Genomic DNA, 14,835 nt, shown 5'->3' on the forward strand with positions numbered 1-14,835 from the left:
GCGCCAAATTTTTCGGCCCTTATTGCGCTCATGAACACCACGCTCATCGTTTTCGTCGTGCTCTATCTGCTCGGCACGCTGGGCATCGGTGTCTGGGCCGGCACGCGGATCAAGAACACCAGCGACTTCGCCGTCGCCGGGCGCAGCCTGCCGCTGATCATGGTCGTCACGACCACCTTCGCAACCTGGTTCGGCGCCGAAACCGTCATGGGCCTGCCGGCCAAGTTCGTGCAGGGCGGCCTGGGCGCTGTTGTTGAGGACCCCTTCGGCGCCGGTTTCTGCCTGGTGCTGGTGGGTGCCTTCTTCGCCGCGCGGCTGTACCGGATGAACCTGCTGACCATCGGCGACTTCTACCGCCAGCGCTTCGGCAAGGGCGTCGAGGTGTTCTGCTCGCTGGCCATCATCCTCAGCTACCTCGGCTGGGTGGCGGCCCAGGTCACGGCCCTGGGGCTGGTGTTCAACATCCTGACCGACGGCGCCATGAGCCCGCAGACCGGCATGGTCGTCGGTCTGCTGGCGGTGCTGGTCTACGTCGTCATCGGCGGCTTCCTGGCCGTGGCCTGGACGGACTTCATCCAGATGATCGTGCTGGTCATCGGCCTGAGCGTCATCGCGGTGTTCGCCTCGGACCTGGCCGGCGGCGCAGACAAGGTGCTGGCCCTGGCCAAGAGCCGCGACCTGGGCCGCTTCCTGCCCAACCCGACCTTCACCGAGATGGCCATGTTCCTCGGCTCGGGCCTGACCATGATGCTGGGCTCCATCCCGCAGCAGGACGTGTTCCAGCGCGTCATGTCCGCCAAGGACGCCAAGACGGCCCAGCGCGGCGCCATGATCGGCGGCTTCAGCTACATCGCCTTTGCCTTCGTGCCGATGTTCATCGTGCTGGCCGCCGTGGCCGTCATGGGCGACAAGGCGCTGGAACTGGCCCAGAACGACTACCAGCGCGTGCTGCCCAGCTTCGTCATGGGCCACATGCCGCTGTTCATGCAGATCCTGTTCTTCGGTGCGCTGTTGTCGGCCATCAAGAGCACCTCGTCAGCCACGCTGCTGGCGCCGACGACCAGCTTCGTCGAGAACATCCTCAAGCAGATCCGCCCCGGCATGAGCGACAAGCAGTCTCTCGTGGCGATGCGCGTCACGCTCGTCATCTTCGCCTTCGCCGTGCTGGCCTACGCCATCGCGCTGCAGGGCACATCCATCTACGACCTCGTCAGCGCCGCCTACCAGGTCACCCTGGTCGCCGCCTTCGTGCCGCTGGTCTTTGGTCTGTACTGGGGCCGCTCGACGACCCAGGGCGCGGTGTTCTCGATCTTTGCCGGCATCGCCGTCTGGGTGGCCTTTTTCCCGCAGGTGACGACCTGGGGCGAGCTCTTCCCGGGGCAACTGGCCGGCCTGCTGGCGGCGCTGGCGGGCATGGTGGTCGGCTCGCTGATGCCCCAGGTGCTGACCGACCGTCGCGAGCACGTCAGCCACCATCTCCAGCCTCATCCCTGAGCGTGTCCCTTAAAATGTCGGGCTTTGCGTCTCTTCGAGCCCGACCATGCCAATCTACGCCTATCGCTGCAGCGCCTGTGGTCACGCCAAGGATGTGCTGCAAAAGCTGTCCGACGCGCCGCTGACCACCTGCCCCGCCTGCGCGGCGCAGAGCTTTTCCAAGCAGGTCACCGCAGCTGGTTTCCAGCTGAAGGGCTCGGGTTGGTATGCAACCGACTTCAAGGGTGGCTCGACCGCCGCCCCCGCGGCCCCGGCCGCCGGCGATGCTGCCAAGCCCGAAGCCGCCAAGGCTGAAGCATCCGCATCGCCGTCTTCCTCCACCTCCTGCGGCGGCTCCTGCGCCTGCCACTGACCGAAAAGCTTCGTGGGCGCTTCCTTACGCAAATACCTCGTTGCCGGCCTGCTGGTCTGGCTGCCGCTGGCCATCACCATCTGGGTGCTGGCCCAGGTGCTGGACGTCGTCAACGGCGTCTTCGGGTCCATGCTGGCCGCGCTGGCCCTGATCATGCCGGCCTCGCTGCGCGAGGCCATCCTGGAGCTGCGCCATGTGCCCGGCCTGGGGCTGGTGATCCTGGTCGGTGGCCTGTTGGCCACCGGCGTCCTCGTTGCCAACATCTTCGGCCAATGGCTGCTGACGCAATGGGACCGGCTGATGTCCCACATCCCCATCGTCAAGAGCATCTACAGCTCGGTCAAGCAGGTGTCGGACACGCTGTTCTCCAGCAGCGGCAACGCCTTTCGCGAAGCCGTCCTCGTGCAGTACCCGCGTGCCGGTAGCTGGACCATCGCCTTCGTGACCGGCACGCCCAGCGGCGAGGTGGCCTGCCACCTGGAGGACGAGCACGTCAGCATCTACGTGCCCACCACGCCCAACCCGACCTCGGGCTTCTTCCTCATCGTGCCCAGGTCGGACGTGAAGCCCCTGCACATGACGGTGGACGAGGCGCTGAAATACATCATCTCCATGGGCACCGTGGCGCCGCTGCCCCATCCCGTAGACCTCGGCGCCATCGCCGACGAGGCGGCGCGAAACCAGCCGGGTTGAGCGCCCCGGCAGGCGTTCAATCCTGAGAGCCAAGCGAGCTCGCCAGCGCCCCAAGAACACCCCCTGAAAAGAATTCGGAGAAATCCCATGCGTACCTGCTATGCCGGCCAAGTCAGCGAAAAGCTGCTCGACCAGACCGTGACCCTGATGGGCTGGGCCCATCGCCGCCGTGACCATGGCGGCGTCATCTTCATCGACCTGCGCGACCGTGAAGGCCTGGTCCAGATCGTCTGCGACCCCGACCGCGCCGACAGCTTCAAGATTGCTGAGGACGTCCGCAGCGAGTTCTGCCTCAAGATCGTCGGCAAGGTGCGCGCCCGCCCGGCCGGCACCGAGAACGCCAACCTCGTCAGCGGCAAGATCGAAGTGCTCTGCCACGAGATCGAGGTGCTGAACCCGTCGGTGCCCATCCCCTTCCAGATCGACGAGGACAACCTCAGCGAGACGACCCGCCTCACGCACCGCGTGCTGGACCTGCGCCGCCCCTACATGCAGAACAACCTGATGCTGCGCTACCGCGTCGCGATGGAAGTCCGCAAGTTCCTGGACGAGCACGGCTTCGTCGACATCGAGACGCCGATGCTGACCAAGAGCACCCCGGAAGGCGCGCGCGACTACCTCGTGCCCAGCCGCGTGCATGACGGCCACTTCTTCGCGCTGCCGCAGTCGCCCCAGCTGTTCAAGCAGCTGCTGATGGTGTCGGGGTTCGACCGCTACTACCAGATCACCAAGTGCTTCCGTGACGAGGACCTGCGCGCCGACCGCCAGCCCGAGTTCACGCAGATCGATATCGAGACCTCCTTCCTGACCGAGGAAGAGATCCGCTCGATGTTCGAGGGCATGATCCGCCACGTCTTCCGCAAGGCGCTGAACGTCGAGCTGGGCGACTACCCGGTCATGAAGTACGCGGAAGCCATGCACCGCTTCGGCTCCGACAAGCCCGACCTGCGCGTCAAGCTCGAGTTCACCGAGCTGACCGATGCGATGACGACGGTGGACTTCAAGGTGTTCAGCGGCCCGGCCACCACGCCGGGTGGTCGCGTCGTCGCGCTGCGCGTGCCCAAGGGCGCGTCCATGAGCCGCGGCGAGATCGACGCCTACACCGAGTTCGTCAAGATCTACGGCGCCAAGGGCCTGGCCTGGGTCAAGGTCAACGAAGTGGCCAAGGGCCGCGAAGGCCTGCAGTCGCCCATCGTCAAGAACCTGCACGACGAAGCCGTCGCCGAGATCCTGAAGCGCACCGGCGCCCAGGACGGCGACCTGCTGTTCTTCGGTGCGGACAAGGCCAAGGTCGTCAACGACGCCATCGGCGCGCTGCGCCTGAAGGTCGGCCACAGCGAGTTCGGCAAGGCCAATGGCCTGTTCAACGACGTCTGGGCGCCGCTGTGGGTCGTCGACTTCCCGATGTTCGAGCACGATGAGGAGAACAACCGCTGGGCGGCCGTTCACCACCCGTTCACGGCACCCAAGGACGGCCACGAGGACCTGATGACGTCGGACCCGGGCAAGTGCATCGCCAAGGCCTACGACATGGTGCTCAACGGCTGGGAGCTGGGCGGCGGCTCGGTGCGTATCCACCGTGCCGAGGTGCAGGCCAAGGTCTTCGAGGCGCTCAACATCAGCGCGGAAGACCAGCGCATCAAGTTCGGTTTCCTGCTGGACGCGCTGCAGTACGGTGCGCCCCCGCACGGCGGCCTGGCTTTCGGCCTGGACCGCATCGTCACGATGATGACCAAGGCCGAGTCCATCCGCGACGTCATCGCCTTCCCCAAGACCCAGCGCGCCCAGTGCCTGCTGACCGGCGCGCCGTCGCTGGTGGACGAAAAGCAGCTGCGCGAGCTGCACATCCGCCTGCGCAATTCGGCGGCTGCGGCGCAGTAAGCCCGCACGGCTCCGGCACCAAAAGCCTCGCGGTCGCGAGGCTTTTTTCTTGATGGCGCCCCCGCAGGCCCGGGGGAGAGGGCGTCCGGCCGTCCCGCTTTCCTGGGACGGGTCGGCGTGAGGGGCAAGGCAGACTCCCGCCGATGAACATCCGTCCCTTGCTCGCTCTTCCCGTTGTCGCGCTGCTGCTCGTCGGCTGCGGCAAATCGTCCACCACGCTGGGCGATGGCGGCTCCGTCATCAGCGGCTCGGCCGGGCCGGCCGGTGCGCACAAGGCCAGCCGCGAGCTGGTCAAGTGCGATGCACCGGTGGCGACGCTGGCCCTGGTCGAGAACCCCAACGGCTATGCCTACTCCAGCAGCTACCAGCTGCCGTCCAGTCCCGTGCCCCTGGTTCGCCTGCTGGCCCAGCAGAGCGGCTGCTTCCGGGTTGTCGACCGCGCCGCCGGCCTCAAGGCGACCGTGCGCGAGCAGGAACTCAAGGAAGCCGGCATCCTGCGCCAGCAGGGCAACACGGTGAGCAAGGGCAAGGGCTACGAGGCCCAGTACAGCCTGACACCCAGCCTCACCTTCAGCGAGCAGGACGCGGGCCGCCAGATCGGCGGCATCCTGCAGGCCATTCCCTATCTGAACAAGCTCGTCGGCGCGGCCGAGCAGGTCAAGCTCAAGCAGGCCCAGGCAGCCCTGCTGCTGACCGATAACGAGACGACCGAGCAGGTCGCTGCGTCCACCGGTTCGGTCGAGGTGGCCGACCTGGGCGTCGGCGGCGCCGTGCTGGGCAAGCTCGGTGGCGCGGCCGGCGCGGGCTGGAGCAATTCCAACGAAGGCAAGGTCATCGCTGCGGCCTTCCTGGACGCCCACAACCAGCTCGTCGCCCAGGTGCGCGAGCTGCAAGCCAAGGAGCTGCCGCCCGAGGTGGCGCGGCGCAAGAAGACCTGATTCTTCATGGGCTTGGCCGGCGCTATGCTGGCCGCATGCCCCCGGCCAAGCCCTTCAAGATCCCCGAGTCCGTCCTCGTCGTCATCCACACGCCGGACCTGCAGGTTCTGCTCATCGAGCGCGCTGACCATCCCGGCTACTGGCAGAGCGTCACGGGCTCCAAGGACACTCCCGACGAGGCGCCCGCGGAGACCGCACGCCGAGAGGTGCTGGAGGAAACGGGCTTCGACATCGCCGCATTGGGCGGTGAGCTGCGCGACTGGCATCTCGCCAATGTTTACGAGATTTACCCTCACTGGCGCCATCGCTACGCCCCGGGCGTCACGCGCAATACCGAACACGTCTTCGGCCTACAACTGCCTGAGGCGTTGACGCCGGTACTGGCTCCGCGCGAGCATCTATCGTGGCTCTGGCTACCCTGGCATGAGGCTGCCGACCGCTGCTTCTCACCATCCAACGCCGAAGCCGTGCTGCAACTGCCCCGCTTCAGCGCCGCAATCTTATGAAGCCCCCACGCTCACTCCGTTCGCTGCCCCCCGAGGGGGCGCTCAGCGGCTTCGGGCGGCCGCACGCCGCTGAGATGCCATGAGATCCGTCGCCCGCCCCACCCCCCATCCGCCCGGCGAAGTGCTGCGTGTGGCCACCTACAACATCCACAAGGGCGTGCGCGGCCTCGGGCCGGCAAAGCGCCTGGAGATCCACAACCTGCAGATGGGTGTGGAGGCCATGGACGCCGACCTCGTCTGCCTGCAGGAGGTGCGTCTCTTCCATCACCGCGAAGCCGCCTACTTCGACCGCACCTGGTTCGGCTGGCCCGAGAAGGGCCAGGCCGAGTTCCTCGCCCCCGAAGGCTATGAGGTGGCCTACCGTACCAATGCAACGACCAAGTTCGGCGAGCATGGCAACGCGCTGCTGTCGCGCTGGCCCATGGGCGACATCGGCCACCACGACGTGTCGGACCACTCCCTGGAGCAACGCGGCCTGCTGCATGTGCCGGTGCACTGGCATGGCACGGTCGTGCACGTCGTCGTCGCGCATTTCGGGTTGATTCATTCCAGCCGCATGCGCCAGGTTGACCGCCTCGCCAGCTTTGTGCGCGACAACGTGCCCGAGGGCGCGCCGTTCCTTGTTGCCGGCGACTACAACGACTGGGGTGAGCGTCTGGACACGCCCATGCGTGCCCACGGCCTGCGTCGCGCGACGGCACCGCACGGGCGGACTCGGGCCCCCACCTTTCCATCGCGCCTGCCCGTGTTCGCGCTGGACCGCGTCTACATGCGTGGCCTGCGCTGCACCGGCGTTCAGGTGCCGCGCGGCCCGAGCTGGTCGCGCATGTCAGACCACCTGCCGCTGATCGTGGAGCTGGCCCTCGAATGAGGCGCCTGGGGTCGAGGCGGCGCCGACGCCACCAGGCCGCCGACCCCGGCTTCGTTGGCGGCAATGAGGTCGAACTGCTGCGCGGCGGCGAGCAGCTTTTCACGCGCATGCATGCAGCCATCCACGGCGCGAGCCGCGAGGTCTGGCTGGCGACCTATATCTTTCATCACGACGCCACCTCGCTGGCCCTGGCCGATGCCTTGATTGCGGCGGATCAGCGTGGCGTGCGCGTGCGCCTCGTCGTCGATGGCTTCGGCAGCAACGCCAGCATCAGGACGCTGCGCGAGCGCTTTGCCGGCAGCGGCGTGGCCCTGGCGGTGTTCCGGCCCATGGATCGCTGGTGGCGCTGGTTCCAGCCGGGCCAGTTGCGCCGCCTGCACCAGAAGCTTTGCGTTGTCGATGGCGAGCAGGCCTTCGTCGGCGGCATCAACGTCATCGATGATCGCCTGGACATGCACCATGGCGTCACCGAGCTGCCGCGGCTGGACTTCGCCGTGCAGGTGAGTGGCGGCCTCGTTGACCTGGTCGCGCAGAGCGTGCGCTCGATCTGGTCACGCGCCTGGCTGGGCCGGGAGTTCGACGATGCACTTATCGACTACGTGCCGTTGCGGCGCCGTTTCGGCCTCTGGGTGACTCAGCTCTGGCGTGGGCCGCAGCGGCTGGGCGAGCCGGTGTCGCATCTGCAACCGGTCCGCGCCGCCTTCGTGCTGCGCGACAACCTGCGCCGGCGCCGCACCATCGAGCATGCCTATGCCGATGCCATCACCGACGCCCGCGAGAGCGTCGACGTGGTCTGCCCTTATTTCTATCCCGGTCAACGCATTCGCCATGCCCTGCGCCGCGCCGCTGACCGCGGCGTGCGCGTGCGCCTGCTCCTGCAAGGCAAGCTGGATTACCGGATCGCGGGCTGGGCTGCCGAAGCGCTGTATGCGGACCTGCTCGGCCATGGCGTCGAGATCTACGAGTACACGCCAGCCTTCCTGCATGCCAAGGTCGCCGTCGTCGACGGCCAGTGGGCCACGGTCGGCAGCTCCAACATCGACCCGCTGTCACTGCTGGTCAACCTGGAGGCCAACGTCGTCGTGCAGGACGCCGGCTTCGCGGTTCAACTCGCCAGCGAGATCGAGGCCGCCATCGCGGTCTCGCAGCGCGTCGGCGAGCGTGCCGGTACCGGCCTGCGCGCCTTGCTGCACAAGGCCGTCGTCGTGTGGTTTGCCTACGTGTTCTTGCGCGTCGCAGGCGCGGCGGGGCGCTACTGAGCGAAACCCGGCGCGTGCTCGGCCTTGAGCGCTCCGGCCTGCACCAATGCGGCCGCGCGCTCGATGTCCGGCGCAAGGTAGTGATCGGCCGGGCTGCTGGCGCAGTCGGCGCGCAGCCGCGTGTGCAGGGCCTCCACCGGCGCCGAACTCTGCAGCGGACGCAGGAAGTCGATGCCCTGGGCCGCCGCCAGCAGCTCAATGGCAACGATGTGGGCCGTGTTGTCGATCATGGCGTGCAGGCGGCGCGCGGCAAAGGTGGCCATCGACACGTGATCCTCCTGGTTGGCGCTGGTCGGCAGGCTGTCCACGCTGGCCGGGTGGGCCAGGCTCTTGTTCTCGCTGGCCAGGGCCGCGGCCGTCACGTGGGCGATCATGAAGCCGCTGTGCAGGCCGGCGTCGGCCGTCAGGAAGGGCGGCAGGCGCGAGATGGCCGGGTCGATCAGCATGGCGATGCGGCGCTCGGCGATGGCGCCCACCTCGGCGATGGCCAGGGCGAGGTTGTCGGCCGCGAAGGCCACCGGCTCGGCGTGGAAGTTGCCGCCCGAGATCATCACGTCGTCGAACACCAGCGGGTTGTCGGTGACGGCATTGGCCTCGCGCACCAGCACGCCGGCGGTGTGGCGGGCCTGGTCCAGGCAGGCGCCCATGACCTGAGGCTGGCAGCGCAGGCAATACGGGTCCTGCACGCGCTCGTCGCCCTCGCGGTGCGACTGGCGGATGGCGCTGCCGGCGAGCAGCTCGCGGTAGACGCCGGCGACCTCGATCTGGCCCGGCTGGCCGCGCACCTCGTGGATGCGGGCGTCGAAGGGGCCGTCACTGCCGCGTGCCGCGTCCAGCGTCATCGCGCCGCTGGCCAGGGCCGTGGCGAACAGGCCCTCGAAGCGCAGCAGCGCGTGCAGGGCCAGGGCCGTGCTGGCCTGCGTGCCGTTGATGAGGGCCAGGCCCTCCTTGGCGGCCAACGTCAACGGTTTCAGCTCCAGGCGGGCCAGTTCGTCGCGTGCCGGAATGCGTTTGCCAGCCACCAGTGCTTCGCCTTCGCCCATCAGCGCGAGCGTGAGGTGAGCCAGTGGCGCCAGGTCTCCACTGGCGCCCACCGATCCCTGGCAGGGCACATAGGGGACGAAGCCGGCGCTGAGCGCATCCAGTAGGGATTGCACGACCTCGCGGCGTACGCCGGAGAAGCCCCGCGCCAGGCTGCCCGCCTTGGTGGCCAGCATCAGGCGCACGACCTCGGGCGACATCGGCGCGCCGACGCCCACCGCGTGGCTGCGGATCAGGTTGAGCTGCAGTGCCGCGAGCTGGTCCTTGGCAATGCGCGTGCTCGCCAGCTTGCCGAATCCTGTGTTGACGCCATAGACGGGCGCATCGCCCGCGGCGGCGGCAGCGACCAGGGCGGCGCTCTTGTCGACGGCACGCCAGTCGTCGAGCTGCAGCGCAGCGCGGCCGGCGGCGATGTCGGCGAGTTGATCGAGCGTCAGTTGTCCGGGGATGAGTTTCATAGAAGACTTCACAGGGAAGGCAGGTTCAGTTCGTTCTTCTTCGCGCAGTCGACGGCGGTGTCGTAGCCCGCGTCGGCGTGGCGCATGACGCCGGTGGCCGGGTCGTTCCACAGCACGCGCGAAATGCGCTTCGCGGCCGCGTCGGTGCCATCGCAGACGATGACGACGCCGGAATGCTGCGAGTAGCCCATGCCCACGCCGCCGCCGTGGTGCAGCGACACCCAGGTGGCGCCGCCGGCCGTGTTCAGCAGTGCGTTCAGCAACGGCCAATCAGATACGGCGTCCGAGCCGTCCTTCATGCCTTCGGTCTCGCGGTTGGGGCTGGCGACGGAGCCGCTGTCCAGGTGGTCGCGGCCGATGACGATGGGCGCCTTCAGCTCGCCGCTCTTGACCATCTCGTTGAAGGCCAGGCCCGCGAGGTGGCGCTCGCCCAGCCCCAACCAGCAGATGCGCGCGGGCAGACCCTGGAAGGCGATGCGCTCGGCGGCCATGTCCAGCCAGCGGTGCAGGGCTTCATGCCGGGGGAATAACTCCTTCAGCTTGGCGTCGGTCTTGCGGATGTCCTCGGGGTCGCCCGACAGCGCCACCCAGCGGAACGGGCCCTTGCCCTCGCAGAACAGCGGCCGCACATAGGCGGGCACGAAGCCGGGGAAGTCGAAGGCGTTCGTCACGCCCTGGTCCTTCGCGACCTGGCGGATGTTGTTGCCGTAGTCCACCGTCGGGATGCCCAGTTGCTGGAAGGCCAGCATGCCCTTCACATGGTCGGCGCAGCTCTTGGCGGCGGCCGCTTTCAGCTCGGCGTGCTGGGCCGGGTCGGCTGCTGCGGCCTTCCACTGCTCCACGCTCCAGCCGGCCGGCAGATAGCCGTGGATGAGGTCGTGCGCCGAGGTCTGGTCGGTGACGAGATCGGGCCTGATGGCCGTGCCCTGCTTGCAGCGCTCGGCAAGCTGCGGGATCAGCCGCGCCGCGTTGCCCAGCAGCGCGATGGACTTGGCCTCGCCGGAGGCCGTGTACTTGGCGATGCGGTCCAGCGCGTCGTCCAGATCGAAGGCCTGCTCGTCGACATAACGGGTCTTCAGGCGGAAGTCGATGCGCGACTGCTGGCATTCGATGTTCAGCGAGCAGAAGCCCGCGAAGGTGGCGGCCAGCGGCTGGGCGCCGCCCATGCCGCCCAGGCCCGCCGTCAGCACCCAGCGGCCCTTGGCCACGCCGCCGTAATGCTGGCGGGAGGCCTCGGCGAAGGTCTCGTAGGTGCCCTGCACGATGCCCTGGCTGCCGATGTAGATCCAGCTGCCCGCCGTCATCTGGCCGTACATCATCAGGCCCTTGCGGTCCAGCTCGTGGAAGTGCTCCCACGTGGCCCAGGCCGGTACGAGGTTGGAGTTGGCCAGCAGCACCCGCGGCGCGTCCGGGTGGGTGCGGAACACGCCGACCGGTTTGCCCGACTGGATCAGCAGCGTCTCGTCGTCGTTCAATTCACGCAGCGATTCACAGATGGCGTCGAAGGCCTCCCAGTTGCGCGCCGCCTTGCCGATGCCGCCATAGACGACCAGAGCATCCGGGTTCTCGGCCACGGCGGGGTCGAGGTTGTTCTGCAGCATGCGGTAGGCGGCTTCTGTCAGCCAGCTCTTGCAGCTGAGCTGGGTGCCGGCGGGCGCTTTGACAGGGCGGGGCAGGGATGACATCGGGTACTCCTGAAAGTGCCGCGAACTCTAGTTGTCTATACAAGTCAAGTCAACTAGGATGGCGCCCATGCCCAGAAGCCCGGCCAGCCCCGAACCCCAGTACCTCAAGGTCAAGAACCATCTGCGCGAAGGCATCGCCAGCAGCCACTGGGTGGCCGGCGATCTGCTGCCCAGCGAAGGCGCTCTTGTCGCCCAGTTCGAAGTCAGCCGCATGACGGTGAACCGGGCGTTGCGCGAGCTGGTGCAGGAAGGGCTGATCGAGCGCGTCCAGGGCGTGGGCAGCTTCGTCGCCCAGCTGCATCGCATCTCGTCGACGCTGAATGTGCGTGACGTGCATGAGGAGATCCTCGAGCGCGGCGGCATGCACGAAGCGCGCGTGCATGCGCTCTTGAAGGGCAAGGCGACGCCGCAGCAGGCGGCCGAGCTCGGCCTCAAGCGTGGTGCGCCCGTCTTCCTCAGCCTCATCGTGCACCTGGAGAACGGCGTGGCCATCCAGTGCGAGGAGCGTGCCGTCAACCCGGCCAGTGCGCCCGACTATCTTTCACAGGATTTCACGCGCATCACGCCGACGCATTACCTGCTGGAGGTGGCGCCGCTGTCCGAAGCGCGCTACATGATCGAGGCGGCCCTGCCCGGCGAGGTTGAAGCCAAGCTGCTCGGCATCAACCGCCGCGCCCCCTGCCTGGTCGTCAAACGCATCACTTACAGCCGCGGTGTTGCCGTAACCAGCGTGAAACTGACCCACCCCGGAGCACGTTACCAATTGCAAGGGAGCTTCGCGGCATGAGCTGCGCCGCACAGAGCTGCGGAAAATGCTCCACTCCCGTGAGGCGGGCTTGAGCGCAAGGAAAAGAACATGAGTTGGAGCAGGGTCAGCGCGGCCGACGTGCAGCCGCAGGCCTGGAAAAACACGGGCGGCACCACGCGCGAGCTGCTCGCCTGGCCGCACGCCCATGACTGGGCAGTCCGCGTCAGCGTCGCGCGCGTCGAGCGTGACGGGCCGTTCTCGGCCTTCCCCGGCGTGCACCGCTGGCTGGCCGTCATCGGCGGCGCGGGCCTGCGCCTGTTCGACTGGCCGCAGAGCATCGGCGACGAGCCGCTGCGTTTCGACGGTGGCCTCGCCCCCGAGGCCGAACTCATCAAGGGTGAGACCGACGTCTTCAACGTGATGGAGAGGCGCGGCAACCTGGAGGTCGAGTCGGCCCACCATGTGCTGTTGCCCAAGACGCCTTGGGTGGGCCTGTTCACCGTCAACGGCGGCCTGCTCGAGCATGGCCACCGCGCGATGCCGATGGCGCCGTTGACGCTGGCCTGGTGTGAGGACCCTGTGGCGCAGAGCTGCGTTTTCACGGGCGAGGGCAATGCCTGGTGGTTGACCTGGGGCCCCGATACATGAAGCTATGGCGCGGCGGGGTTCTTGCGACGCTGGCCGGCGAGCATGGCTGGGGCCTGATCGACGACGGCGCTCTGTTGGTCGAGGACGGCCTGCTGCGCTGGGTCGGCCCGAGCGCCGAGGCTCCTGCGGCCGAGCAGACCATCGAACTGCATGGTGCCCTTGTCACGCCGGGGCTGGTGGACTGCCACACCCATCTCGTCTACGGCGGCAGCCGCGCCAACGAGTTCGAGCAGCGGCTGCATGGCGCGAGCTATGCCGACATCGCCAAGGCTGGTGGCGGCATCCGCTCCACGGTCGCGGCGACACGTGCGGCGAGCGAGGCCGAGCTGTTGGCCGCCGCCCGCAAGCGCGCCCAGGCCCTCATCCGCGAGGGCGTCACAACGCTGGAGGTCAAGTCCGGCTATGGGCTGGACGCCGCCACCGAGGCGCGCATGCTGCGCGTCGCGCGCCAGCTCCAAGGCCTGGGCATTGACGTGCGCACGACCTATCTCGCCGCCCATGCCCTGCCGCCCGAGTTCGCCGATGCCGACGACTACATCGCCGCTGCCTGCCTGTGGCTGCCCGACCTGTATGAGGCCGGCCTCGTCGATGCGGTCGACGCCTTCTGCGAGCACATCGCCTTCAGCCCGGCCCAGGTCGCGCGCGTGTTCGACGCAGCGCAGCGGCTGAACCTGCCGGTCAAGCTGCACGCCGAGCAGCTCAGTGACCAGGGCGGCACCCAGCTCGCGGCCCGTTACCGAGCACTGAGCTGCGACCACCTTGAGTTCCTCAGCCCGGCCGGTGTTCGGGCCATGGCTGAGGCGGGCACCGTCGCGGTGCTGCTGCCCGGCGCCTTCTATGCGTTGCGCGAAACCCAGCTGCCGCCGATTGCCGCGCTGCGCGAGGCCGGCGTGCCCATTGCCATCGCCACCGACCACAACCCTGGCAGCTCGCCGACACTGTCGCCGCTGCTGATGTTGAACATGGCCTGCGTGCTGTTCCGCCTGACACCCGAGGAGGCGCTGCGCGGCCTGACCGTCAACGGCGCCCGTGCCTTGGGCCTGACCGACCGCGGTCAGCTCGTGGCTGGCCAGCGCGCCGACTTCTGTGTCTGGGATAGCGCGCACCCCCGCGAGCTGGCAGCATGCTTTGGGCATAACCCGCTGAAAGAACGGGTCTTCCAAGGAAATCAGGGAGGGTCATGAGCGTCTATCGCCTGCAGCAGGGCCGCGCGCCGCTGTTGATCAGCCTGCCGCATGTCGGCACGGAGATTCCGCCCGAGCTGGCCAAGCGCCTGGTGCCGCGCGCCCTGGCCAGCGAGGACAGCGACTGGCACCTGGAGCGCCTTTACGGCCCGCTGGCATCAGCGCTGGGCGCCAGCCTCATCGTGCCGCGCTACAGCCGCTACGTCATCGACCTGAACCGGCCGCCGGACGATCAGCCTCTCTATCCCGGCGCTTCGGGAGGTACCGGCCTGGTGCCGACCCGTTTCTTCACCGATGACCCTCTCTACGTCGACGGCGCCGAGCCGGACGCCATCGAGATCGCCGCGCGCCGCGAGGCCTACTGGGGGCCGTATCACGAGGCGCTGGCGGCCGAGCTGGCACGCCTGCGGGCCGAACACGGCCATGCATTGCTCTTTGATGGCCACAGCATCCGCTCCGAGCTGCCCTGGCTGTTCGAGGGCCGGTTGCCGGCCCTCAACCTCGGTACGGCCGATGGCGCCTCCTGCGCGCCCGCCATCACCGAGCGGCTGGCCGCGCTGCTGGCCAGCCAGCGGCAATTCAGCCAGGTCGTCAACGGCCGCTTCAAGGGCGGCTACATCACTCGCCACTATGGCCAGCCCGGCCAGGGCTTGCATGCGGTGCAGCTGGAGATGTGCCAACGCTGCTACATGAATGAGGCAGCGCAGCCCTCGGGTGCCTACGACAACGCCCTGGCGACTGACGTGGCGCCGTTGATTGAAAAGATGTTGAAAGAGATGCTCGCATGGCAGCCTTGAAGCGACTGCACGCCAGCCTGGCCTGGGTGGATGGCCGTTGGCAGCGCGACGTGCTGCTCAGCGTCGACGCGAATGGCCATTGGTCGGAGATTACGGTCAACCTGTCGGCACCGCCAGACGCGGAGAAGCTCGGCGGCCCGGTCATCCCCAGCCTTGTCAATGCCCACAGCCACGCCTTCCAGCGTGCTTTCGTCGGGCTGGCCGAGCGCCGCGACGCCGGGCAGGACGACTTCTGGAGTTGGCGCGACCGCATGTATGCCCTGGCCCTGCGCATCTCGCC

14 protein-coding genes and 1 pseudogene are annotated in these 14,835 nt (G+C 67.9%); 13 read left to right on the forward strand and 2 right to left on the reverse strand.

The window, feature by feature from the left end; genetic code table 11:
- Positions 1-30 precede the first annotated feature (30 nt).
- The 8 genes from ACXJKJ_RS14685 to clsB all read left to right on the forward strand — a co-directional run bounded on the left by ACXJKJ_RS14685 (position 31) and on the right by clsB (position 7,994).
- The gene (locus ACXJKJ_RS14685; RefSeq protein WP_457390655.1) at positions 31-1,494 is read left to right on the forward strand and encodes a sodium:solute symporter family protein; all 1,464 of its coding nucleotides are present in this window, start codon (positions 31-33) and stop codon (positions 1,492-1,494) included.
- Positions 1,495-1,540: 46 nt separating this feature from the next.
- The gene (locus tag ACXJKJ_RS14690) at positions 1,541-1,846 is read left to right on the forward strand and encodes an FmdB family zinc ribbon protein (RefSeq protein WP_457390656.1); all 306 of its coding nucleotides are present in this window, start codon (positions 1,541-1,543) and stop codon (positions 1,844-1,846) included.
- A 12-nt stretch (positions 1,847-1,858) separates the two neighbouring features.
- Positions 1,859-2,539, forward strand: a complete 681-nt coding sequence (locus ACXJKJ_RS14695) for a DUF502 domain-containing protein (RefSeq protein ID WP_056204058.1) — start codon at positions 1,859-1,861, stop codon at positions 2,537-2,539.
- Positions 2,540-2,626: 87 nt separating this feature from the next.
- Positions 2,627-4,420, forward strand: a complete 1,794-nt coding sequence (gene aspS / locus ACXJKJ_RS14700; protein ID WP_457390658.1) for an aspartate--tRNA ligase — start codon at positions 2,627-2,629, stop codon at positions 4,418-4,420.
- 143 nt (positions 4,421-4,563) lie between these two features.
- On the forward strand, positions 4,564-5,358 hold the full coding sequence (locus ACXJKJ_RS14705; protein ID WP_457321859.1) for a CsgG/HfaB family protein: 795 nt from the start codon (positions 4,564-4,566) through the stop codon (positions 5,356-5,358).
- 35 nt (positions 5,359-5,393) lie between these two features.
- Positions 5,394-5,864, forward strand: coding sequence for a dihydroneopterin triphosphate diphosphatase (nudB, locus tag ACXJKJ_RS14710; RefSeq protein WP_457321861.1), 471 nt, complete (start codon positions 5,394-5,396; stop codon positions 5,862-5,864).
- A 79-nt stretch (positions 5,865-5,943) separates the two neighbouring features.
- Positions 5,944-6,735 carry an endonuclease/exonuclease/phosphatase family protein gene (locus ACXJKJ_RS14715; RefSeq protein WP_056204046.1) on the forward strand — a complete coding sequence of 264 codons (792 nt, stop codon included), beginning with the start codon at positions 5,944-5,946 and terminating at the stop codon, positions 6,733-6,735.
- A complete protein-coding gene (gene clsB, locus ACXJKJ_RS14720; RefSeq protein WP_457390659.1) occupies positions 6,732-7,994 on the forward strand; it encodes a cardiolipin synthase ClsB in 1,263 nt (420 codons plus the stop codon). The genes ACXJKJ_RS14715 and clsB overlap by 4 nt, the downstream gene beginning before the upstream one ends.
- Here clsB and hutH read toward each other — a convergent pair.
- Positions 7,988-9,493 (reverse strand): histidine ammonia-lyase, encoded by a 1,506-nt coding sequence (hutH, locus tag ACXJKJ_RS14725; RefSeq protein WP_457390660.1) that lies wholly within the window; start codon positions 9,491-9,493, stop codon positions 7,988-7,990. The genes clsB and hutH overlap by 7 nt on opposite strands.
- A gap of 8 nt (positions 9,494-9,501) precedes the next feature.
- Complete coding sequence (hutU, locus tag ACXJKJ_RS14730; RefSeq protein ID WP_457390661.1) at positions 9,502-11,178, reverse strand: urocanate hydratase; 1,677 nt, start codon at positions 11,176-11,178, stop codon at positions 9,502-9,504.
- Positions 11,179-11,245: 67 nt separating this feature from the next.
- Here hutU and hutC point away from each other — a divergent pair, with 67 nt between their 5' ends.
- The 5 genes and pseudogenes from hutC to ACXJKJ_RS14755 form a co-directional block, all read left to right on the forward strand.
- Positions 11,246-11,965 carry a histidine utilization repressor gene (hutC, locus tag ACXJKJ_RS14735; protein ID WP_056204511.1) on the forward strand — a complete coding sequence of 240 codons (720 nt, stop codon included), beginning with the start codon at positions 11,246-11,248 and terminating at the stop codon, positions 11,963-11,965.
- A gap of 69 nt (positions 11,966-12,034) precedes the next feature.
- Entirely contained in the window at positions 12,035-12,574 is a 540-nt protein-coding gene (locus tag ACXJKJ_RS14740; RefSeq protein WP_056204036.1) for a HutD/Ves family protein, read from the forward strand.
- Positions 12,571-13,758 (forward strand): imidazolonepropionase, encoded by a 1,188-nt coding sequence (hutI, locus tag ACXJKJ_RS14745; RefSeq protein WP_056204033.1) that lies wholly within the window; start codon positions 12,571-12,573, stop codon positions 13,756-13,758. Before ACXJKJ_RS14740 ends, hutI begins: the two co-directional genes overlap by 4 nt.
- A complete protein-coding gene (gene hutG / locus ACXJKJ_RS14750; RefSeq protein ID WP_457390663.1) occupies positions 13,755-14,555 on the forward strand; it encodes an N-formylglutamate deformylase in 801 nt (266 codons plus the stop codon). The genes hutI and hutG overlap by 4 nt, the downstream gene beginning before the upstream one ends.
- A pseudogene (locus tag ACXJKJ_RS14755) lies at positions 14,543-14,835 on the forward strand (formimidoylglutamate deiminase); the annotation flags it as partial. The gene hutG and the pseudogene ACXJKJ_RS14755, both read left to right, overlap by 13 nt.

It is taken from the genome of Roseateles sp. P5_E1 (assembly GCF_054049335.1).

Coding starts and splice junctions, on each gene's coding strand:
- ACXJKJ_RS14715 (WP_056204046.1), top strand. CDS start 5,944: ATGAGATCCGTCGCCCGCCCCACCCCCCATCCGCCCGGCGAAGTGCTG.
- clsB (WP_457390659.1), top strand. CDS start 6,732: ATGAGGCGCCTGGGGTCGAGGCGGCGCCGACGCCACCAGGCCGCCGAC.
- hutG (WP_457390663.1), top strand. CDS start 13,755: ATGAGCGTCTATCGCCTGCAGCAGGGCCGCGCGCCGCTGTTGATCAGC.
- hutC (WP_056204511.1), top strand. CDS start 11,246: ATGCCCAGAAGCCCGGCCAGCCCCGAACCCCAGTACCTCAAGGTCAAG.
- aspS (WP_457390658.1), top strand. CDS start 2,627: ATGCGTACCTGCTATGCCGGCCAAGTCAGCGAAAAGCTGCTCGACCAG.
- nudB (WP_457321861.1), top strand. CDS start 5,394: ATGCCCCCGGCCAAGCCCTTCAAGATCCCCGAGTCCGTCCTCGTCGTC.
- ACXJKJ_RS14685 (WP_457390655.1), top strand. CDS start 31: ATGAACACCACGCTCATCGTTTTCGTCGTGCTCTATCTGCTCGGCACG.
- hutI (WP_056204033.1), top strand. CDS start 12,571: ATGAAGCTATGGCGCGGCGGGGTTCTTGCGACGCTGGCCGGCGAGCAT.
- hutH (WP_457390660.1), bottom strand. CDS start 9,493: ATGAAACTCATCCCCGGACAACTGACGCTCGATCAACTCGCCGACATC.
- ACXJKJ_RS14690 (WP_457390656.1), top strand. CDS start 1,541: ATGCCAATCTACGCCTATCGCTGCAGCGCCTGTGGTCACGCCAAGGAT.
- ACXJKJ_RS14740 (WP_056204036.1), top strand. CDS start 12,035: ATGAGTTGGAGCAGGGTCAGCGCGGCCGACGTGCAGCCGCAGGCCTGG.
- ACXJKJ_RS14705 (WP_457321859.1), top strand. CDS start 4,564: ATGAACATCCGTCCCTTGCTCGCTCTTCCCGTTGTCGCGCTGCTGCTC.
- hutU (WP_457390661.1), bottom strand. CDS start 11,178: ATGTCATCCCTGCCCCGCCCTGTCAAAGCGCCCGCCGGCACCCAGCTC.